The sequence below is a fragment of the Paraburkholderia fungorum genome, assembly GCF_902833645.1.
Taxonomy (GTDB): domain Bacteria; phylum Pseudomonadota; class Gammaproteobacteria; order Burkholderiales; family Burkholderiaceae; genus Paraburkholderia; species Paraburkholderia fungorum.
Genome location: NZ_CADFGE010000016.1, coordinates 222,060 through 242,160 on the forward strand (window position 1 = coordinate 222,060; position 20,101 = coordinate 242,160).

General features: G+C 63.1%; 19 protein-coding genes. 15 read left to right on the forward strand and 4 right to left on the reverse strand.

Annotation, left to right across the window (positions count from 1 at the left end; translation table 11 throughout):
* Positions 1-99 precede the first annotated feature (99 nt).
* The 5 genes from HWX91_RS36015 (at position 100) to HWX91_RS36035 (ending at position 3,810) form a co-directional block, all read left to right on the forward strand.
* Positions 100-1,758, forward strand: a complete 1,659-nt coding sequence (locus HWX91_RS36015; protein ID WP_025647710.1) for a S10 family peptidase — start codon at positions 100-102, stop codon at positions 1,756-1,758.
* A gap of 257 nt (positions 1,759-2,015) precedes the next feature.
* On the forward strand, positions 2,016-2,669 hold the full coding sequence (locus HWX91_RS36020) for a hypothetical protein (protein WP_025647706.1): 654 nt from the start codon (positions 2,016-2,018) through the stop codon (positions 2,667-2,669).
* A 91-nt stretch (positions 2,670-2,760) separates the two neighbouring features.
* Positions 2,761-3,111, forward strand: coding sequence for a hypothetical protein (locus tag HWX91_RS36025; RefSeq protein ID WP_025647701.1), 351 nt, complete (start codon positions 2,761-2,763; stop codon positions 3,109-3,111).
* A gap of 277 nt (positions 3,112-3,388) precedes the next feature.
* On the forward strand, positions 3,389-3,535 hold the full coding sequence (locus tag HWX91_RS36030) for a hypothetical protein (protein ID WP_167346800.1): 147 nt from the start codon (positions 3,389-3,391) through the stop codon (positions 3,533-3,535).
* A 5-nt stretch (positions 3,536-3,540) separates the two neighbouring features.
* The gene (locus tag HWX91_RS36035) at positions 3,541-3,810 is read left to right on the forward strand and encodes a hypothetical protein (RefSeq protein ID WP_025647699.1); all 270 of its coding nucleotides are present in this window, start codon (positions 3,541-3,543) and stop codon (positions 3,808-3,810) included.
* 133 nt (positions 3,811-3,943) lie between these two features.
* On the opposite strand, the gene nadE is transcribed toward HWX91_RS36035, so the two are convergent.
* On the reverse strand, positions 3,944-4,804 hold the full coding sequence (nadE, locus tag HWX91_RS36040) for an ammonia-dependent NAD(+) synthetase (protein WP_028199978.1): 861 nt from the start codon (positions 4,802-4,804) through the stop codon (positions 3,944-3,946).
* 414 nt (positions 4,805-5,218) lie between these two features.
* Here nadE and HWX91_RS36045 point away from each other — a divergent pair, with 414 nt between their 5' ends.
* On the forward strand, positions 5,219-6,271 hold the full coding sequence (locus tag HWX91_RS36045) for a L,D-transpeptidase (protein WP_028199977.1): 1,053 nt from the start codon (positions 5,219-5,221) through the stop codon (positions 6,269-6,271).
* Positions 6,272-6,295: 24 nt separating this feature from the next.
* On the opposite strand, the gene HWX91_RS36050 is transcribed toward HWX91_RS36045, so the two are convergent.
* Complete coding sequence (locus HWX91_RS36050; protein ID WP_028199976.1) at positions 6,296-7,168, reverse strand: DMT family transporter; 873 nt, start codon at positions 7,166-7,168, stop codon at positions 6,296-6,298.
* Between the two features lie 146 nt (positions 7,169-7,314).
* Complete coding sequence (locus HWX91_RS36055) at positions 7,315-8,874, reverse strand: ABC1 kinase family protein (RefSeq protein ID WP_028199975.1); 1,560 nt, start codon at positions 8,872-8,874, stop codon at positions 7,315-7,317.
* Between the two features lie 176 nt (positions 8,875-9,050).
* Between HWX91_RS36055 and HWX91_RS36060 the strand changes: the two genes are divergently transcribed.
* Positions 9,051-9,806 carry a DeoR/GlpR family DNA-binding transcription regulator gene (locus HWX91_RS36060; protein ID WP_025647690.1) on the forward strand — a complete coding sequence of 252 codons (756 nt, stop codon included), beginning with the start codon at positions 9,051-9,053 and terminating at the stop codon, positions 9,804-9,806.
* Between the two features lie 109 nt (positions 9,807-9,915).
* Here the strand turns inward: HWX91_RS36060 and HWX91_RS36065 are convergent, their stop codons facing one another.
* Complete coding sequence (locus HWX91_RS36065) at positions 9,916-11,025, reverse strand: 2-aminoethylphosphonate--pyruvate transaminase (RefSeq protein ID WP_028199974.1); 1,110 nt, start codon at positions 11,023-11,025, stop codon at positions 9,916-9,918.
* 369 nt (positions 11,026-11,394) lie between these two features.
* Here HWX91_RS36065 and phnS point away from each other — a divergent pair, with 369 nt between their 5' ends.
* The 8 genes from phnS (at position 11,395) to HWX91_RS36105 (ending at position 19,604) form a co-directional block, all read left to right on the forward strand.
* Positions 11,395-12,486: a 2-aminoethylphosphonate ABC transporter substrate-binding protein gene (gene phnS / locus HWX91_RS36070; protein ID WP_025647686.1), complete on the forward strand. Its 1,092-nt coding sequence runs from the start codon at positions 11,395-11,397 to the stop codon at positions 12,484-12,486.
* A gap of 90 nt (positions 12,487-12,576) precedes the next feature.
* Positions 12,577-13,677 (forward strand): 2-aminoethylphosphonate ABC transport system ATP-binding subunit PhnT, encoded by a 1,101-nt coding sequence (phnT, locus tag HWX91_RS36075; RefSeq protein WP_028199973.1) that lies wholly within the window; start codon positions 12,577-12,579, stop codon positions 13,675-13,677.
* Positions 13,655-14,596 (forward strand): 2-aminoethylphosphonate ABC transporter permease subunit, encoded by a 942-nt coding sequence (locus HWX91_RS36080; RefSeq protein WP_025647682.1) that lies wholly within the window; start codon positions 13,655-13,657, stop codon positions 14,594-14,596. The genes phnT and HWX91_RS36080 overlap by 23 nt, the downstream gene beginning before the upstream one ends.
* Positions 14,586-15,449 (forward strand): 2-aminoethylphosphonate ABC transport system, membrane component PhnV, encoded by an 864-nt coding sequence (phnV, locus tag HWX91_RS36085; protein ID WP_025647680.1) that lies wholly within the window; start codon positions 14,586-14,588, stop codon positions 15,447-15,449. Before HWX91_RS36080 ends, phnV begins: the two co-directional genes overlap by 11 nt.
* Before the next feature lie 84 nt (positions 15,450-15,533).
* Complete coding sequence (locus HWX91_RS36090) at positions 15,534-16,268, forward strand: phosphonate utilization associated transcriptional regulator (protein ID WP_042277087.1); 735 nt, start codon at positions 15,534-15,536, stop codon at positions 16,266-16,268.
* A 54-nt stretch (positions 16,269-16,322) separates the two neighbouring features.
* Positions 16,323-17,591 carry a phosphonoacetate hydrolase gene (phnA, locus tag HWX91_RS36095; RefSeq protein ID WP_375792425.1) on the forward strand — a complete coding sequence of 423 codons (1,269 nt, stop codon included), beginning with the start codon at positions 16,323-16,325 and terminating at the stop codon, positions 17,589-17,591.
* Positions 17,588-19,039 (forward strand): phosphonoacetaldehyde dehydrogenase, encoded by a 1,452-nt coding sequence (phnY, locus tag HWX91_RS36100; RefSeq protein WP_028199970.1) that lies wholly within the window; start codon positions 17,588-17,590, stop codon positions 19,037-19,039. The genes phnA and phnY overlap by 4 nt, the downstream gene beginning before the upstream one ends.
* 4 nt (positions 19,040-19,043) lie before the next feature.
* On the forward strand, positions 19,044-19,604 hold the full coding sequence (locus tag HWX91_RS36105; protein ID WP_028199969.1) for a phosphonate degradation HD-domain oxygenase: 561 nt from the start codon (positions 19,044-19,046) through the stop codon (positions 19,602-19,604).
* Positions 19,605-20,101: the final 497 nt, after the last annotated feature.

Below are 20,101 nucleotides of genomic sequence, written 5' to 3' on the forward strand. Positions count from 1 at the left end.
GCCAGGACGCATCAGGAAAAACAGAGACAGCGAGAAAATTCAAGTCGCATCGAGACGCATCGAGACAGATCAAGAGGTTAACGAACCCATGGAGCGATCATGACGAACACCGAGTCAGCTTCCGTTAGTCCGCAGTCGTCACACAGCACTCACGCTTCGCCCGCAACGGCCACCGGCGCGTCGCACAAAACAGCCGATCAGCCGTTCTTCGATCCGGTTGCTTATGGCAACGGGCCGGACGATTCGGTCACCGATACCACTGAAGCCGCCGCGATTACGCATCATTCGACGACCATCGGTGGCCAGAAGATCAACTACACGGCGACGGTGGGTCACCTCGTGATCGTCGACCCGAGCAGTTCGCAGCCCGAGGCCAAAATGTTCTACGTCGCGTTCACGCAGGACAACCAGAAGGAAGAGACCCGCCCGGTGACGTTCTTCTACAACGGCGGCCCGGGTTCGTCTTCGGTGTTCGTGCTGCTTGGCTCATTCGCGCCGCGCCGCATCAAGACCTCGATGCCGGGCTTTACGCCGCCCGCGCCGTATTCGATGGAAGACAATCCGGACAGTCTGCTCGACAAGAGCGACCTCGTGTTCATCAATCCGGTCGGCACGGGCTACTCGGCGGCCATCGCGCCGAAGACGAACCGGGCCTTCTGGGGCGTCGACCAGGACGCGGACTCGATCAAACAGTTCATCAAACGTTTTCTCACCAAGAACAATCGCTGGAATTCGCCGAAGTATCTGTTCGGCGAGTCCTACGGCACGGCGCGCAGTTGCGTGCTGGCCTACCGGCTGCATGAAGACGGTGTCGATCTGAATGGCATCACGCTGCAATCGTCGATTCTCGATTACACGCAATCCGGCAACCCGGTCGGCGTATTACCCACGGCCGCTGCGGACGCGTGGTATCACAAGAAACTCGGCATCGCGCCGCGGCCGACCGACCTCGGCACGTTTGCCGAAGAAGTCGCCCAATTCGCTCGCACCGACTATCTGGCAGCGTTGCGTAAATTCCCGACTACGGATTCCGCAACCGTCGAAAAGCTCAGCGAATACACCGGCATCGACAAAACTACGCTGCTCGCCTGGAGCCTCGATATCGCGTCGTACGACAGTCGCGGCAATTCGCTGTTTCTGACCAGCTTGCTGAAAGCGCAAGGTCTCGCGCTCGGCGAATATGATGGGCGTGTGACGGCGATCAATACCGGTATCGCCGGCAAGATCGACCCGAACTCGGGCGGCAACGATCCGACCATGACGGCGGTGACCGGCGTCTATACGACGATGTGGAACGTGTATCTGAACGAGCAGTTGAAGTACACGTCGAATTCGGCGTTCACGGACCTCAACGATCAGGCATTCCAGTATTGGGACTTCAGCCATATCGATCCGACTGGCGCGCAGAAGGGGCTCGATGCGAAGGGCAACGTGATTCTGTACACCGCCGGCGATCTGGCCGCCGTGATGGCGCTGAACCCCGATCTGAAGGTGCTGTCGGCGAATGGTTTCTTCGACTATGTCACGCCGTTCTATCAGACCGTGATCGATCTGCAGCAAATGCCGCTGGTCAGTCAGCAGGTGCGGCAGAATCTGGCGGCGCGTTTTTATCCGTCGGGGCATATGGTCTATCTCGACGGCGGGTCGCGTACCGCGCTCAAAGCGGATCTCGCCAAAATGTATGACGCAACCGTGTCCAATACGCAGGCGCTCGGGCGGATCCGTGCCTTGCAGGCTCGGGTGGCGAGGCCTGGTTGACCTTGCTTGCCGCCGGCGCCGCGCGTGAGCGGTGTGCAGGCGGAGGCGGTGTATTCGCCTGGTGATTCGGCGCTGTCTTGCAGTGTGTATCAACGTGTATTCGTGCACGGCAAGACAGCGTCGGCAGACGGCTGCGAACGCAACGGCACGCCTCTTTACCCTGTTGCGCCTGTGCACCTTTTCACACTCGAATATTGAATGTGTTTTAATTAGTCTGCGAATTGAACTATTGCGCGCCGCTCCCGGCGCGCCGACGAATGAACGCAGGCATTGCAGACAGGCGTTGCATCACTCTTTACAGCGACGCAACCAGCAGGACATATCAGGCGACTCTGTCGGCGCTCACGCGCCGGTGCGGCGCCGCGCGTCCCGCCCGCAAGGTGCGTTTTGCGATTCTCTTCGGCTGTGCCGCCGTCCTCGCACTGCGCGCCAGTCAGGTATGGGCTCAGGACGCGGGGATGCTCGACGAGCGCGTTACGCAGGAGTCAATCGGCGAAACCATTTGCCGACCCGGCTACGCCGACATGGTCGCTCCGCCGTTCGCCGATTTGATGGCTCACAAGGACCGCATGCTTGCCGCGCGCGGCATCGAGGCTGACAACGGCCCGGCCTTTGCACTCGACAGGCGCGTGCCGGTTGTCCTTGGCGGCTCGCCGAACGCCCCCGCCAATCTCGATCTCCTGCCGTGGGCGGGCCCGCAGGGCGAGCGTCGCAAGGCACGCGCCGCGGTCATGCTCAAACGTTGCGTTTGCGAAGGGAAGCTGGGTCTCGCGGAGGCGCAAGCGGCGATTGTCGGTAACTGGTCGGTGATCTACTCGGGCTTCAGCCAGACGTCTTGCGACGTGAGCCGTCTCGACGTCGCGACCGGCGACAGCAACGGCCGGAGCGAAGGTCGCGACAGCGCGCCATGAGGTTGTCTGCCTCCGCGAGTTCCGTTCATTCAGGCGTATTCAGTCGTGCCATCAGCCGCGCGCTGTCCCAACTTATTCTCGGAGAATCACCATGACCTACTCACGCCTTACCGTACTGGCGCTGGCTTTCGGCTGTCTGTCCGGCAGCGCCGCGGCGTTCGCTGCAGAACCCGCGCACTGCGGCAAAGCTGAGTCACTGCAGATTCGCGGCGATGTACCCGCGGCCATCAGTTTCGACGTGTACCGGCAACTGCGGCCGTTGAACGCGCAGCGCGTCGCGCTGTTCCAGGCGGCGGGCGAGGTGAAGCACCTGCCGGACGGCCTCGCGGTGTGTGAAATCGCCGACGATGGCGTTGACGATCCTTCCGCCGTGCTGGTTCACGTGCCGCAGGGCAAGAATGCATGGTGGGTGAGCGCGGCCAACGTGCAAGCGGCGGACTGATCTCGACGACCAGCCCGCCCTTTGCACACGTCCCCCGCAGGATGCCGGCGGCGATGCGTGTCGCGGCCCGGTTTTTGCGTCCAGTGTCCGCTACTGGCGCTTACCGGGCTTGCACCACTGAATGAACATGTGTTTTGCTACTTTTATCTCTGCTTATTCAGGTACAGTGCATTAACGGACGTTTTAAAGTCCGTTTTTTACGACATCGTGTCGCATCGCTTTTGTCGTCGATTGTGGCTATCCTGAAAACAGGACGAAATTCGAAGGGGAGATTTAAATGATTGCCTTCTATCTGTCATTGGCTGCTTTGGCCGCGGCCGGCGCTGCATTGATCCGCCAACTCGCGGCGGCTCAGGCGAAACAGCGCGCGGCGCTGCGTCCGGTGCGGGTGCATGCCGCGGATCGTAACGCGCGTCGAGGGTAGGCGGCATGAACCTGATCGTGCGCAATATCGCGGAATCGTGTAGCGCGCAGGAAGTGCAGGAGTTCCTCAAACGTGAACTCGGGCATTACGCGAAAAGCGTCGAGGTGGTCGACGCCGGCAAACCCGGCGCCTACGCCACTGTCGAACTGGACGCGAACGTGCCGTATGTGGGCGATGTAATTGCCCGGCAGATTCACGGCAAGCATCTGGGTGGCCTCGCACTCGAGGCGAGTGCGGATCTGTTCAGCGACGACACGTCGCCGCCTGCGCACTGAACCTGTCGCCACTGCGCCGCGCTTACTGAACGCTTCAAACGCTTCGAACGGCTCCAGGTGAAGAGAATGCGCTGCGACTGGCGCATTTTTAACGCGCATCCTCGCCGCACAGCCGTTTTTTACATCGCGTCTGTCATTCCCCGCCTGTCTTCACCGGCCAATCGAATGGCGTGTAGGGCAACGCCCGCTTGTGCCGCGTGACATCGTAGAAACGCAGGATCGTCTCGCGCGCGGCGGCGCTTACCGGTTTGCCTTCCAGAAAGTCGTCGATATCGTCGTACGGGATGCCATATGCGTCCTCGTCCGGCCGTAGTGGGCGCAACATTTCGAGGTCGGCGGTCGGCACCTTGTGCGCGAGCGCTTCCGGCGCGCCCAACGCTTTGGAGAGTGCCCGCACTCGGCGCTTGTTCAGCCCGGTGAGCGGCAACACATCGGCGCCGCCGTCACCGAACTTCGTGAAAAATCCCATCACCGACTCAGCCGCGTGATCCGTGCCGATCACCACGCCGGCACGCGCGCCGGCCACCGCATATTGCGCGATCATTCGCTGCCGCGCCTTGATATTGCCGTGGATAAAATCCTGTTGGGCGTCGTCGTTGAATCGCAGGCCGCTGGTATCCAGCGCGGCGAGCATTGCGTCGGCGGCGGGTTTGATATCGATGGTGAGATTTTCATCCGCGCGAATGAAATTCAAGGCCTGCTGCGCGTCGGCCTCGTCTTTCTGCACGCCGTACGGCAAACGGATCGCGATGAAGCGCGCGTCATAATGCTCGGCCCGCAGCCGTTCGACCGCGAGTTGTGCCAGCCGCCCGGAAGTTGTCGAATCGACGCCGCCGCTAATGCCGAGCACGTAGGTTTTCAGGCCGCTGGTGCGCAAATAGTTCGCCAGAAAGGCGACCCGGCGCTCGATTTCCTGTGCGGCGTCGAATTCGGCAGCAACGTGCATTTCCGCTGCGATACTTGCCTGGCGTGCGCCTGAATCGTGTTGCGTCATAGTCCTCTTTCCTCGGTATACGATAGCGCGAGTGTCGACGATGGACGCTCGCGCGGATTGCACAAGTCATCACCCGCGCACGTCACGGCCGTGCGGGCATGGTGTGACAAATCGGTCTCGCGGTTAAATCGCGAATATCGGCGTTAAATTTACATTACGCAGCTTTTAAACCGCTACGCGAATTGCTGAATATTGACGGTCAATACAGTGATATTGATGAATCGGCCCATTCTTCATCGACAGGTGCCGGTGTGCTTAGTAACATCCTGGTTCCGAGCGCCGCATGAGCCGGCGAGCAGTCAATAATAATCAGGTTTGCTCAAATACGCGATGAACTACCCCAATCGGCCTGGCCAGTCTGCAACGGACCGTAGCACTTCCACATCGGCAGATCGTCTAACTCTAATGGTGTGTATGTCGGATTTACTCTCTGTGCCGCGTTTCGCGCGCGCAGTTCTTTCCGTGCGCTATTTGACGCGTACGTTGGGCGCCGCTTTTTGCGCGCTGTCATGTAGCGTCGCTCTCGCGGCGTCGGGTACGGCCTCAGTTGCCGGCTCAGTTTCCGCTTCAGTTTCCGCTTCAGTTTCCGCTTCAGGCGCGGCATCCGCCCGGGCACCGGCATCCGTGGCGGCGAAGCGCCCGGCACCCGCTGTTGACGCGTCGGCCGTCGCCGCGCCCGACGCGGGCGGCGTGGTTGATCCGCGTCGGGCGTTGCTGCTGCGGGAGGTATTCGCGCAAGACGTAACACGCCGGTTGAAAGTGCCGGCTGCTGAGCAGCGCGCCTACGCCGAGCGCCTGCAAACGGCATTGAACGAGCACACGCTCGGCAATCTGTCGGGTGAGTATGTCGTGATGGTGGACCGCAATGCCAACGTTCAGGCGCTGTTCATCTATTTCCGGGCCACCCCGGCGGATAGCTGGCAAATGATCGGCGCGTCGCCGGTCTCAACGGGCCGGCCGGGCGAGTACGACCACTTCATCACGCCGCTCGGCGTGTTCGAGCATACGCCGTCAAACATGGATTTCCGCTCGGAAGGCACGCTGAACGAGAACCGCATCCGCGGCTACGGCAAGCGCGACATGCGAATCTTCGACCTGGGTTGGGCCCAGGGCGAGCGGGGCTGGGGCAAGGGCGGCATGTCGCAGATGCGTTTCCAGATGCATGCCACCGACCCGGACCGGCTCGAGCCGCTACTCGGTATTCGCCATTCGAAGGGCTGCGTGAGGATTCCCGCGTCGCTCAATGCCTTTATCGACCACTACGGCATTCTCGACGCCGAATATGCCGCGCTGGTCGAGTCCGGCAAATCGCTGTGGGTGTTGAAGAGCGACCGCCAGGTGACGCCATGGGCGGGGCGCTACATCGTCGTGGTGGATTCGGAGCGCAAGAGCCGTCCGGGCTGGGCTCCGGCGCCGGGCAGCAAGGTACGCGCAAAAGTGCCGGCCGGCGCCGACACGGCGGATTGAGCCGCGGGCGTGCCGCTCGAACCTTCACGAACGCGCCAGCAGCACGCCCACCAACGCCACCCCGAATCCGGCGATCTGTACCGGTAGCAGTGTTTCGCCGAAGCCGACATACCCTTCGAGCGCGGCGAGCGGCGGCGCGAGAAACATCAGGGCGGTGGCGCGCGCCGCGTCGCCGCGCCTGACCATCCACACCAGTAAGGTGACGCTGATTCCCGACAGCATGACGATGCCCCACGCAAGCGACCCCCACAAAGTAGCCGATGCAATCCAGCGATGCTCGCCGAGCGCCAGCGCAAGAATCGCCGCAACCACCGCCGCGCCGAAATTCTGCACGGCACTCGCACTGCGGATGTCGGCCTTCGCCAGCGAAGTCTTCTGAAACAACGTGCCGGCTGTGATTGCGCCGACTGCGACGATCGAGATGAGCACGACCAGCCAGGGCGGCGCGTCGCCATGCGGGGTGGCCGGCGCAGCTGCGGCGAGTTTCGGTTCGAGGACCAGCACGACGCCGACGAGTCCCAGCGCCATGCCGGCCCAGCCGCGCCGCGACAGGCGCTCGCCAAACAGTGGCGCTGCGACGGCAGCCGTTGCGAGCGGCTGCAGCGCGCCGAGCAAAGCCATCACACCGGCGCTCAAGCCCTGCGCGACGGCCCAGTAACCCGCGCCGAGGTAGACGCCTTGCAGCAGCGCGCCCGCCAGCAGATGCTTGCCGAGATCCCGTCCAGTCGGCCACGCGGCGCGTGCGGCGAACGCGGCAAGCGCGAATATCAGCGCGGTGCCGCCAAAGCGCGCAAGCAGGAACAGATTGGGATCGGCATAAGGGGTGATCGCCCGGGCGACCACGAAACCGGTCGACCACAACACGACGAATAAGGCGGCGATTGCGGAAACAAGCATCGGAGAGAGGTGACGTAAAAAACCGCCATCTTGCCGCGTCACGCGAGGCGCGTCTTGTTCGAAGCTGCAATCACGGGACGAGGCTCAGTGGCGGATTGCCCCGACCATGCGCCGGCAGGTCCACCGCTACCGCTGCCGCTGCAATGTCACCACATCAACAATACGGTTCCCGCGCCGAGCAAGCTGCCGCAAACCACGCATGCCCACAGCAGCACACGCGTACGCCGATATTCGCGGCCGATGTCCTGCAACAGTTGGGCATTTTGCTGCGGAGTGCGGGTGCGATCGTGTTCGTGCTGCAGGTAGCGCACGGCCAGTTGCGGCATGCGCGGCAGCATATGGGCCAGATGCGGCAGTTCGCGGGAGATGCGTTTGATCCAGCCGCGGTGGTCCACGTCGCGACGGGCAATCTCCGTCAGCACACCGCGCGCGACATTCCACGTATCGACGCCCGGATGCAGCGCGCGCGCCAGCATCTCCGCCTGCTGGAACGAGCGTTGTGCGGTGGCAAGCCGGCCGGACACGGCGCCGTCGAACGGCTGCACCGCGTGTAGCAAATGATGAAGCAGCGAACCCGCCGACCGGTCTTCCGGCTCGGCGGCGAAGTGCGCCTCAGCTCGTGTGCGCAACTCGGCTTCGAGCATTTCGGCGCGCGTGTCGTGCGGTACGTGCCCGGCTTCTCGATGCAGTTCGGCAAGCCGGCCGTAGTCCTGGTTGAACAGCGCGGTGGCGCCATGCACGAAGAATTCGCGCTCGCCGGTCGACAGACTCGACATGATCGAAAACTCCGCGAGCACGAGACGTCCGAGCGTGTCCGCTTCGATGCTCACACGCACCCGGCGTGCATCGAGCGTGGCATGAAAGAAGCCATGCTCGAATGCCTGTTCAGTCACTACCTCGACGATATGGGCGGCCAGCGGCGCGAGCTTGATGTGATGCGCGTGCAGGCCGGGCAGGTCGCTGGCGGGCAAGGTGCTGACGCGCTGCATGGTCAGCGTGTGATTGGTGCACAGGTCCCAGATCACGGTCGGCACGACGACGCGCTTGTCGCCGTCGAAGTGATGACCCGTCTGGCTCAGATTGGCGGCTTCGGCGCGCAGATCGAAGCGGCGCTGGATGTCGTCGGTGAAGCTTTGCGCCAGCGCACGCAGTTGCAGGCGGCGGGCCGAACCGGACAGCTTCTCCAGCCAGCGCGCAACCCAGCGCAGCAGCGCGAGTTCGTCGCCGATCTGTTGCAACTGATCGGCGCGCACCAGCTTGATGGCCACCTCGCTATGGCCGTTGACCGGCACGAGAAGCCGCGCGAAGTGGGTCTGTTCGGCAAAGCCGCTGCGTACCGGCACCAGATCGACCGCGCTGAAGAGGGTGGCGAGCGGCCGGCCGAATGCGCGTGCCAGCGCTCGTTCGGATTCGTCGGGCGGCAGCGGGGCTTCGAGATGATCGATCGCGTCGATGGCGTCGTGCAGCGTGCCGGTGGCGAGTTCGGGCCGTTCAGCCAGAGTCTGCGCGAAGCGGCTGGCGAGCGGTCCGAGCGCCGGCAGCACGCCGTGCAGGCGTTCGCCGCCGCCGCCGGACGCATGCACGCGGCCGATCAGCTCGATCATCCAGTGGAGTTTGTGCCCGGCCGGCGCGGCAAGCCAGATCAGGCGCGCGCCGTAACGCAACGCGTGGAACAACAGCAGTAAGCGGCGAAACAGTGGCGGCATCGGTCGTTCGGTTGACGGACTGCTATGCGGCACCGACAGGTGTCGGCGCGCGGCGAGACCAGTCAGGTTAGCAGGTAAGCGCGCAAGGGGGAGCATCCCCGCGCCGCGCGTAATACAATACGCCGGCCTTCCACCCGTGGCGAAACCCAAGCGTGCCGGCTTCCGGCCCTCAATAGATGCTCGCAGAACAACGTCACCAATACATCCTGGCGCAAGTCGCCAAAACCGGCGCGCTCTCGGTTGCTGAACTGGTGCGCGAACTGAACGTGTCGCGCGAGACGATCCGCCGCGATCTGAATGCACTGGCCGGGCGCGGTCTGCTTGTCACGACCCACGGCGGCGCGCTGTCGAGCGACCGGCGCGAGCCCGACCTCGATACGCGCGAAGCCGCCAATGCCGGCGCCAAGCGGGCGATCGGCGAGCGCGCGGCCGAGTTCGTGCCGGACGGCGCCTCGCTAATCATCGATTCGGGCAGTACCACCCAGGCGGTGGCGCGAGCCTTGCTCGACCGGCATCGCCTGTCGGTCTATACGAACGACTGGCGTATCGCGCTGCTGCTCGGCCGTCGCAACGACAATCGCGTCACGCTGCTCGGCGGCGAACTGTCGGATATCGAAGACGCCACCTTCGGCCTCGACACGGTCCACCAGTTGACGCAGTACCACGCCGACTTCGCCTTTATCGGCGCGGGCGGCATTTCGCCGGACGGCTACCTGACCGATTACAGCCGCATGGCCGCCGAAGTGCGCAGCCGCATGATTGCCGCTGCCGATACTGTGGTGGTTGTCGCCGACCACTCGAAGTTCGGGCGCGTGACGCCGGTGCGCATCAACGGCATCGAATCGGCCCGTTATCTGGTCACCGAACTGGCGCCGGAGAAGGCGCTCGGCAGGGCGATCACCGCCCATGGGCCGCAAATCCTGATCGCCTGATCGCCTGATCGCCTGAGCCGCCTGAGCCGCCTGAGCGCGGGCACGCTGAGGGCATGAGAGCGAAAGCCTCATGCGCGTCAGCGCATCAGGCGCTGCGTGGTACTCCACGTCACTTCACGCGAATCCCAAGCCGTTTCAGCGTACGGTCGATCGCCGCCACCGCGTTATGCAGTTCGTTCGCATCGATCGCGCCGATGCAACCGACGCGGAACGTTTCCACTTGCGTGAGTTTGCCCGGATACAGTACGTAGCCGGCCTCGCGCACCGCAGCGTAAAAGTCCGGAAAATTCCATGCGGGGTCGCGCGGCGCGTGAAACGTAACGATCACCGGCGCCTGCACCTCGGGCTTCAGAAACGGCTCGAAGCCGAGCGTTTTCATGTCGCTCACCAGTGCAGCGTAGTTCTGCTGGTAGCGCGCACCGCGCGCCGCTTGTCCGCCTTGCGCGACGAACTGGTCGAGAGCCTCACGCAGAGCCGCGACCACGTGAGTGGGCGGCGTGAAGCGCCACTGCGTGGTCTTCTCCATATAGGCGTATTGATCGTGCAAATCCAGCGCGAGCGACGGCGAGCGTCCCTCGCTCTGCTCCAGCACGCTGCGCCGCACAATCACGAAACCCATCCCCGGCACGCCTTCCAGACATTTGCCGCTTGCCGAAATCAGCGCGTCGATGCCGCCGCGCCGCAAATCGATCGGCAACGCGCCGAATGAACTCATGGCGTCGACGATCAGACTTTTGCCGTGCCGCTGACACACCGCGGCGATATCGTCGAGTGGATTGAGCAAGCCGGTGCTCGTTTCCAGATGGACCTGCGCGACGTGACTGATACGCGAATTGCGATTGAAGGCGTCTTCGATGGCGGCCGCGCTGACCGGCTCGTCCTCGCGCAGCGCCAGTTCGACATAGGCAATTCCCATACGCCGCAATATCCGGATCAGACGGGCACAATACGCGCCGTTGTTCGGCACCAGCACGCAGCCTTGACGCGGCACGAGGGTGCCGAGCGCCGCTTCGACCGCGAAGGTGCCGCTGCCTTGAAGCGGCACGCAGACATAGTCGTTTTCGCCTCGCGCGATCGTCACGAGTTCGGCGCACACACTGTGAGTCATGCGGTTGAACGCGGCGTCCCACGAACCCCAGTCGCGCAGCATGGCCTCGCGGGTTTGCGGCGAGGTGGAGAGTGGCCCCGGGGTCAGCAGGATCGGGTCGTTTCCAGGAATCACACAAGCCTCCGTCAGCAGATGAATATCCGTCGCCCGGACCGGGTGACGAAAAAAGATTGACTTGGATATTATTGGCGAATTGTGTCAATTTTTGGAATTCGACAGAATAGTCATGGCGTTGTCATGGAAACCTGTAATCCTTGCCGTGCCAGTTCAGGCATGGCAGGCAGCGCGAGTGTCGTAGGTGGGCTGTAGGTCAGGCTGGAGAAGAAGCAGCAAAGTTGTCAGCAATCTGCAATCTGTATGAAACTGCATGACGACTGGCTGCGGGCAACACGCAAGCGGCACGGCGCGCACCGCCGTTCAATCACAACAGGTATCGGGTTATCCCGACCGTCTGGTTTTTTGCCTTTCGGAGAGAGCGACATGACAAAGACGAATTCCCTTCACGCCACGGCTGGCCTCGCACGCAAACTGTTGCCGGCGCTGATCGCCGCGGCAGCATTCGGCGGCATGGCGATGCAGGCTCACGCGGCTGACGCCGTGGTGCTGTACACCGCCGACGGCCTCGAAAACCTCTATAAGGATGTGCTGCCGGCCTTCGAAAAGAAGGAAGGTGTGAAGGTCAACATCGTCACGGCAGGCAGCGGTGAAGTGGTGAACCGCGCCACCATCGAGAAGGACCAGCCGAAGGCCGACGTGCTGGTCACGTTGCCGCCGTTCATCCAGCAAGCCGATCAGTCCGGCCTGCTGCAGGCTTATCAGAGCGCCAACTACAAGAACGTGCCGGCGATCGCCAAGGCGCCGAACGGTGCATGGGCGACCTTCGTGAACAACTATTTCTCGTTCGCGATCAACCCGGACGTCACCAGGAACCAGCCGAAGACGTTCGCCGACCTGCTGCACCCGGATTACACCGGCAAGATCGCCTACTCGAACCCGGCCACGGCTGGCGACGGTATGGCCGTGATCATCCTGACCACGTCGCTGATGGGCGAAGACAAGGCGTTCGACTATCTGAAGAAGCTCGAGGAGAGCGCCAAGTTCCACACCAAGGGTACCGGCTACCTCGACGTGCTGCTCTCGCGTAACGAAATCGCGTTCGCCAACGGCGACCTGCAGATGGATCTGGACGATGCCGCCAATGGCGGTCTGTCGCTCAAGCCGATCTTCCTCGCGGCAAGCGCCGACGGCAAGCCGACCACCTTCCAGTTGCCGTACGCGATCGGCCTGATCAAGAACGGCCCGAATCAGGCAGCCGGCAAGAAGCTGATCGACTATCTGATGTCGACTGACGTGCAGGCCAAGGTGCCGGACATCTTCGGTATCCCGGGCCGCACCGACGTGCCGCTCGCCGGCAAGAACGGCGAAGCCGTCAAGAAAGCGATCGCGGGCGTGCACCTGATCCCGGTGGACTGGACCCAGGTGATGGCGAAGAAGGCTGACTGGACGGCACGCTGGAAGAGCGACGTGATCGGCTCGTCGGGCAAGCAACTCGAAGTCGTCAAGCCCAAGTAAGCAGGACAGGTTCGTAGTCGAATCAGGCGGCGTTTCCCGCATGCGTGCGGGACGCCGTATCAGCATTAATCCAGTTGGAGGATGAACCCGGTGAATACGGCCAGTCTTGCTCACCCAGGCGCGCTCGGCGCCACACCGGACGCGCTCGACGCCGCGCGTTCGAACACGCCGGGCGGCGTGCAGATCGACCATCTGACCGTGCGCTTCGGTTCGCGCACCGTGCTCGACGATCTGTCGCTGACCATTGAGCGCGGCGAATTGCTCACCGTGCTCGGCCGCAGCGGTTGCGGCAAGACCACGCTGTTGCGCTTTATCGCCGGGTTCATTGAAGCGGATGGACTGTCGGGTACCTTGAGCGTTGCCGGTCACGACCTGACGCATGTGCCGCCGCATAAGCGCAATCTCGGCCTGCTGTTTCAGAGTTACGCGCTGTTTCCGCATCTGTCGGTGTTCGACAACGTGGCCTTCGGATTGCGCGCGCGCCGCACGCCTTCCAAAGATGTCGCGCGGCGGGTTGCAGACGCGTTGAAACTCGTGCAACTGGGCGACGCCGGGCATCACATGCCGGCGCAATTGTCGGGCGGCATGCAGCAGCGTGTGGCGCTGGCACGTGCGCTCGTGATCGAGCCGGACGTGTTGCTGCTCGACGAACCGCTTTCCGCGCTCGACGCCAATCTGCGCGCCTCGGTGCGTTCCGAATTGAAGGCCTTGCATGAGCGTCTGCCGAATCTGACGATCGTCTGCGTGACGCACGATCAGGACGACGCGCTGGTGCTGTCCGACCGCACGCTGCTGATGCGCGAAGGGCGCATCGCGCAACTCGGCACGCCGCAGCAGTTGTACGACACGCCGAACGACGGGTTCGTCGCGCGTTATCTGGGCGCGGCCAATCTGCTGCCGCCGCAGGTCGCATTCCCCATGGACGACGTGCGCTACAACGAGCGCGAGCGGGTGGCCTGCCTGCGTCCTGAAGCGCTGCGTATCGCGCCGCTCGGCGAAGGGCAGTTGCACGGCGCGATTACGTCGGTCGAATGGTATGGCGCGGTGTTGTCGGTGTCGGTCGTTCTGGACGCGATGCCGAACGAGCCGGTGCTCGTCACCATGCAGCGCGGCCAAGGCATGATGCCGGAGAAGGGCGCGCGTGTTTCCCTGCGTTATGAGGCTGACGATGTCGTCCTTATCAACCCCTGATACCCCCAATCCGCTCAACGCGGCTGCAGACGCCCGCCGCAGCGCGAGCGCGGCCTCGCACACGGCGGCGGTCAAGCGGCGCGAACGCGCGGCGCAATGGCATCTGCTGTTCCTGGCAGTCGTAGTGCTGGGGCCGCTGGTGATCTACCCGCTTGTGCGTCTGGTGTTGCTGAGTTTCACCGGACCGCACGGTTTGAGCCTGCAGGCCTACTCGACGTTTTTCAGCAATCCGGAAACGAGCGGCGTGGTCGGCACGACGTTGTGGATTCTGTTCGTGAGTGCCGGGCTTGCATCGCTGCTCGGCATTGGCCTCGCGGCGTTGCTGTTCTTCAAGCCGTTTCCCGGCGCGCGCATGGTCACCCGTTTTCTGGAACTGTTCGTCGCGTTCCCGTCGTTTCTGGTCGCCTTCACGCTGATCTTTCTGTACGGCTCGCAGGGCTCGGTCAGCATCGCCTTGCAGCGGCTGTTGCATCTTGAAGCGCCGCCGCTCAATTTCCTGTTCGGCGTGGGCGGCGTGATTCTCGCGGAAGTGGTCTTTTACGCGCCGTTTGTCGTGCGTCCGACGCTGGCCTCGTTCGCCACGCTCGACATGCGTCTGATCGAAGCCGCCCGCAGTCTAGGCGCAAGCGGCTGGATGGTGGCGTTCAAGGTGATCCTGCCGCTCGCGTGGCCGGGCATTGCCGCGGGCACGATCCTGTGTTTTCTGCTGACGCTGAACGAGTTCGGCATTCTGCTCGTGCTCGGCAGCGCGCATTTGATCACGCTGCCGGTCGCGATCTACAGCTCCGCGACCGTCGATCTCGATCTGCCCACTGCCGCCGCCGGCGCGGTGGTGATGCTGATCATGTCTTTGTCGCTGTACGCGTTGTACCGTCAGGTCAACCGTCGCAAGGTGAAAGGAGCGGGCCATGGCCGTTGAACTCGACCCGACCGTTTTGCCGGTCATGCATAAGAAGGCGCGGCCGGTGCGCCGCAGTCTGCCCGTGCGCATGCTCGGCGGTCTGTTTCTCGGTTTTGCCGCGTTGCTGTGTTTCTGGCTGTTCGTCTTGCCGGTGCTGGTGGTCGCGCTCTCGAGCGTGGCCGGGCACTGGTCGGGCACCATCCTGCCGGACAGTCTCAGCATGCGCTGGTTCGAACGGCTCGGCTCCAGCGACTTCGACGCGCTGACGACCAGTCTCGAAGTCGGCATGGGCGTCGCCGTGCTCGGCACGATTCTCGGGCTCTGGCTGGCGCTGGCGCTCGAAGGCCGCGACCGGCGCGGTCTCGGCGCGCTGGTCGACACCATCGCGATGATGCCCAACGGCGTGCCGAGCGTGGTGCTCGGGCTGGCCGTGCTGATCGCGTATCACAAGCGTCCGCTCGACCTGTCGAGCTCGGCGGCGATCGTCGTGTTCGTGCAGCTCGCGCTGGTGTTGCCGTTCTGTTACCGCTGCGCGGCCGCTGCGCTGCGTCCGGAGCTGACCATTCTGCGCGAAGCGGCTGCCAGTCTGGGGGCGCCGCCCTCGATGGTGCTGCGCCGCGTCGTGCTGCCGCAACTGGTGCCGGCGATCCGCGCGAGTCTCGCGCTCGGCTTCGCACTCTCGCTCGGTGAACTCGGCGCCACGCTTACCGTGTACCCGCCGGGCTTCGCGACGGTGCCGATCGTCGTGGTCGGGCAGGTGGAGCGCGGTTACTACCTGCCGGCCTCCGCCTTGTCGCTGATTCTGCTGATTGTTTCGCTCGCCGCGCTGCTGCTGATTGCCGCGCGTGTGCCGCGCCGTCGAGTGGATTGACGAGCACCCTTTGATCCTTGTGTTTGTCTGCGCGTGCCGGGCGGCGGCGCGCAAACACATAGCGGTGTGGTGAAATTTGTCAAAATGACCGAATATATGCAAACTGCTGCCGTCGATCCGATCGATGTCGTGCGCAGGCATTCGCTGACGGCGCTGGTTCGTGACGAAATCGAACGGCACATCATCGAAGGTGCACTCGCGCCTGGCGACAAGCTCAACGAAGCCGATTGGGCCGCACGTTTGCAGGTCTCGCGCGGGCCGGTGCGGGAGGCGTTCCGCGCGCTTGAGCAGGCGGGCCTCGTGCGTACCGAGAAAAACCGCGGCGTGTTCGTGCGGACGGTGTCGCTGGCGGAAGCGGACGAGATTTATGCGGTGCGTGCGGTGCTCGAAGAGGCGGCGTGCCGGATGCTGGCTTCGCGTATCGACGCACGCAAGCTTGCCGGATTGCGCGAGTGGATCGACTCGATGCGCGCGGCGCTCGATGCCCACGATCACGATGCCTACGCGCGCGCCAACGTGGCGTTTCACGACGCGATCGTGGCGGCATCGGGCAACGGCAAGCTGTATGAGACGTATCGAAGGCTGGTGGGCGAGTTGAGCCTGTTTCGCCGCGCCGCGCTGGTGGTGCATGCGGACGCGATGGAGCGCTCGCTCGCCGAGCATCGCGCGATCCTGACCGCGTTGGGTTCGCGCGACGCCGAGCAGGCCGCCGCGCTGATGCACGCGCATGTGAACGGCGGCTTGCAGCGCGCGCGTGAAGCTTGCGAGGCGGCGGGGCCGCTGGGCGCGGTCCAGACCTTGGCGGCATCGAACGATTGAGGCCGGCTGCAACGAATTGACTGGAGCACGCGTGCTCTTAACGGATGGAAGGTAATGATGGAAAACGCAAGCGAACGTACGATTGAAGTCAATGGCCGCGGCTACCGGCTGCCCGAGCAACCGACCGTCGTGGTGTGCGTCGACGGCTGCGAATACGATTACCTCGAAGCAGCGGTCGCGGCAGGCGTCGCGCCTTTCATCGGCAAGATGCTCAAAGGCGGCGCGGCCTTCAAGGCCGATTGCGTGATTCCGTCGTTCACGAACCCGAATAACCTGTCGATCGTGTGCGGCGTGCCGCCCTCGGTGCACGGTATTTGCGGCAACTACTTCTGGGATCCGGACGCAAACGGCGGCGAAGGCGCGGAAGTGATGATGAACGACCCGGCTTATCTGCGCGCGGGGACCTTGCTGGCCGCTGCTGCTGACGCCGGCGCGGCGGTTGCCGTGGTCACTGCGAAAGACAAGCTGCGCCGTTTGCTCGGCTGGCAATTGAAGGGCATCTGTTTCTCAGCGGAAAAAGCCGACAAGGTGACGCGCGAAGAAAACGGCATCGACGAAGTGCTCGATCTGGTCGGCTTGCCGGTGCCTGATGTCTATAGCGCGGGTCTGTCCGAATTTGTGTTCGCTGCCGGCGTGCGGCTGGCTGAGACCCGCAAGCTCGACCTGATGTATCTGTCGACCACCGATTACATCCAGCACAAATGGGCACCGGGCACCGAAGGCGCGAACGCGTTCTACGCAATGATGGATGGCTACCTCGCGAGGCTCGATGCGCTCGGCTGGGTGATCGGCCTGACCGCCGACCATGGCATGAACGCCAAGCACGACCCAAAGACCGGCGATCCGAATGTGATCTATCTGCAGGACGTGCTGGACGATTGGCTTGGGCACGGCAAAGCGCGCGTGATCTTGCCGATTACCGATCCGTATGTCGTGCATCACGGCGCGCTCGGTTCATTTGCGACGATTTACCTGCCGCACGACGTGAGCGTCGCGCAGGTGATCGAACGGATCGGCGGTTTGCCGGGTATCGAAGTCGTGCTCGACAATCGCGCGGCGTGCGAGCGCTTCGAACTGCCGAACGACCGCGTGGGCGATATCGTCGTGGTCAGCACCCGGCATGTGGTGCTCGGCACGCGTCGCGACGAGCACGATCTGTCCGGACTGACCGTGCCGTTGCGCTCGCACGGCGGGATCTCCGAGCAGGAAGTGCCGCTGCTGTTCAATCGCCGCGTCGAGGAACTGGCCGCCGTCAAAGCAGGCAAGCGTCTGCGCAACTTCGATATCTTCGACGTTGCCCTGAATCACGTGGAGGCATCATGAACGCCGTGCTGCGGGACCATCCAGCATTCCGGGCCGAAGCGCTGCGGCTCAAGGGCGAGCGCGCCACGCGCTCGCGCACGCTCGACGTGTTCGATCCTTTTAGCGGGACGCGGGTAGGTACAGTCCCTTTGGCGAGCATCGACGACGTGCGCGCGGCGTTCGAATACGCCGCCGCATACCAGGCGAAGCTCACCCGCTACGAGCGCTCGCAGATTCTCGAACGCGCCGCGGTGTTGCTGCGGGAGCGCACCGAGGAAGCCTCGGATCTGATTTCGCTCGAGTCGGGGTTGTCGAAGCAGGATTCGCGCTACGAGATCGGCCGCGTCGCCGACGTGCTGAAGTTCGCCTCAATCGAGGCCTTGCGCGACGATGGGCAGAGTTTTTCCTGCGATCTCACACCGCATGGCAAGCAGCGCCGGGTGTTTTCGCAGCGTGAGCCGCTGGCGGGCGTGATCGTGGCGATCACGCCGTTCAACCATCCGATGAACCAGGTCGCGCACAAGATTGCGCCAGCGATCGCGACGAATAATCGGGTGCTGCTCAAGCCGTCGGAGAAGGTGCCTTTGTCGGCGTTCTATCTGGCGGACATTCTTTATGAAGCGGGTTTGCCGGCGCCCATGCTGCAGGTGCTGACCGGCGATCCGCGCGAAATCGCCGACGAACTGATTACGCATCCTTTGGCCGAACTCGTGACGTTCACGGGCGGCGTGGCGATCGGCAAATATATCGCCGCGAAGGCGGCCTACCGGCGCGTCGTACTGGAGCTGGGCGGCAACGATCCGCTGATCGTGCTCGAAGACGCCGATCTCGAGCGTGCGGCGACGCTCGCTGTGCAGGGCTCGTATAAGAACTCCGGGCAACGATGTACCGCGGTCAAGCGGATGCTGGTGCAAAAGAGCATCGCGGCGGACTTCACCGATCTGGTCGTAGAGAAGACGCGCGCATGGACCTATGGCGACCCGTTCGACGCAGGCAATCAGATGGGCACCGTGATCGACGTCGCCGCCGCGCAGCTGTTCGAAGCGCGTGTGAACGAAGCGGTGGCGGCCGGTGCGCGCTTGCGGATCGGCAACCAGCGCGACGGCGCGCTTTATTCGCCGACCGTGCTGGACGGCGTCGATCCGTCGATGGCACTGGTGCGCGAGGAAACATTCGGGCCGGTGTCGCCGATCATCACGTTCGATACGCTCGACGACGCTATTCGTATCAGTAACGGCACGCCGTTCGGCTTGTCGTCCGGGGTGTGCACGAACCGGCAGGACGCGATCACGCGCTTCATCAATGAATTGCGCGTGGGAACGGTCAACGTGTGGGAAGTGCCGGGTTATCGGATCGAGTTGACTCCGTTCGGTGGCATCAAGGATTCCGGGCTCGGCTATAAGGAAGGCGTTCAGGAAGCGATGAAGAGCTTCACCAACCTGAAGACCTTTTCATTACCGTGGGAGTAAGACCGTGGCATTGAGTCTGAACGACATCCGCTCGTTATTCGAGCAATACGGCAAGCTCGCCTATAGCGGCGAGCCGGTGACGCAGCTTGAACATGCGCTGCAAAGCGGCGCGTTGGCGGAAGAGGCGGGCGCTGACGATGAACTCGTTGCCGCGGCGTTTTTGCACGACCTCGGTCATCTGCTGAATTTACAAGGCGAAACGCCGACGCAGCGGGGCATCGACGATCTGCATCAGTATTTCGCGCTGCCGTTCTTACGGCCGGTGTTGTCGGATGCGGTGTTGGAACCGATCCGTCTGCACGTCGACGCCAAGCGCTGCCTCTGCGCAATCGACGACGCTTACTTCGGCCAGCTTTCCGCCGATTCGGTGCGCAGTCTGGAACTGCAAGGCGGAATCTTCAGTAAAGAAGAGGCCGAGGCGTTCCTGCAGAAGCCCTATGCGCAAGATGCCTTGCGTTTGCGCAAATGGGACGATCGCGCCAAGGAAGAGAACCGCGCGACGCCGGACCTGGATCATTATCTGGGCGTTGTCGAACGTGCGATGCAGAAGCGCGCGACCGCCTGAACGAGGTGATTTTCGGCTGATCCTGAGGTGGGCTTGGCAGGCCACTTGTTGTGCCGATCATTCTTCTTTATTGCGCCAGTTCCGGCGCAATTCATGCGTATCAAAATAACGCTTGCAAGGCGGTGCCCGGCTCGCTAGAATCTCGCTCTTTCGTGCTCCGGACGCCGGGGCACGGGGAAGCGGGAGAGCCAGTCGTGGCAAGGGTTTGAGCGACGTGAGCGGGTTGAGAAAGTGATAAAAACCTGTTGACGATGTAGCGAAAGTTCTTCATAATCTCGTTTCTCTGCTGCTGATGCAGCGACGCAGAACGAAGCGGTGCCGATGGTTGCGCGGGTGGGCGACACGGTGCGGGTTCGGTAGTGAATGCGGACTCGATCTTTAAAAATTAACAGCCGATAAGTGTGGGCGCTTGATGCGCGACGCGCGGTGGACTCCCCGGAGTCTGCCGGAAGCGAAAGTATCAAGTCTCACACGAGTATTAAAGGAAGGTTTTCCTG

Coding starts and splice junctions, on each gene's coding strand:
- HWX91_RS36015 (WP_025647710.1), top strand. CDS start 100: ATGACGAACACCGAGTCAGCTTCCGTTAGTCCGCAGTCGTCACACAGC.
- HWX91_RS36020 (WP_025647706.1), top strand. CDS start 2,016: ATGAACGCAGGCATTGCAGACAGGCGTTGCATCACTCTTTACAGCGAC.
- HWX91_RS36025 (WP_025647701.1), top strand. CDS start 2,761: ATGACCTACTCACGCCTTACCGTACTGGCGCTGGCTTTCGGCTGTCTG.
- HWX91_RS36030 (WP_167346800.1), top strand. CDS start 3,389: ATGATTGCCTTCTATCTGTCATTGGCTGCTTTGGCCGCGGCCGGCGCT.
- HWX91_RS36035 (WP_025647699.1), top strand. CDS start 3,541: ATGAACCTGATCGTGCGCAATATCGCGGAATCGTGTAGCGCGCAGGAA.
- nadE (WP_028199978.1), bottom strand. CDS start 4,804: ATGACGCAACACGATTCAGGCGCACGCCAGGCAAGTATCGCAGCGGAA.
- HWX91_RS36045 (WP_028199977.1), top strand. CDS start 5,219: ATGTCGGATTTACTCTCTGTGCCGCGTTTCGCGCGCGCAGTTCTTTCC.
- HWX91_RS36050 (WP_028199976.1), bottom strand. CDS start 7,168: ATGCTTGTTTCCGCAATCGCCGCCTTATTCGTCGTGTTGTGGTCGACC.
- HWX91_RS36055 (WP_028199975.1), bottom strand. CDS start 8,874: ATGCCGCCACTGTTTCGCCGCTTACTGCTGTTGTTCCACGCGTTGCGT.
- HWX91_RS36060 (WP_025647690.1), top strand. CDS start 9,051: ATGCTCGCAGAACAACGTCACCAATACATCCTGGCGCAAGTCGCCAAA.
- phnS (WP_025647686.1), top strand. CDS start 11,395: ATGACAAAGACGAATTCCCTTCACGCCACGGCTGGCCTCGCACGCAAA.
- HWX91_RS36080 (WP_025647682.1), top strand. CDS start 13,655: ATGTCGTCCTTATCAACCCCTGATACCCCCAATCCGCTCAACGCGGCT.
- phnV (WP_025647680.1), top strand. CDS start 14,586: ATGGCCGTTGAACTCGACCCGACCGTTTTGCCGGTCATGCATAAGAAG.
- HWX91_RS36090 (WP_042277087.1), top strand. CDS start 15,534: ATGACCGAATATATGCAAACTGCTGCCGTCGATCCGATCGATGTCGTG.
- phnA (WP_375792425.1), top strand. CDS start 16,323: ATGATGGAAAACGCAAGCGAACGTACGATTGAAGTCAATGGCCGCGGC.
- phnY (WP_028199970.1), top strand. CDS start 17,588: ATGAACGCCGTGCTGCGGGACCATCCAGCATTCCGGGCCGAAGCGCTG.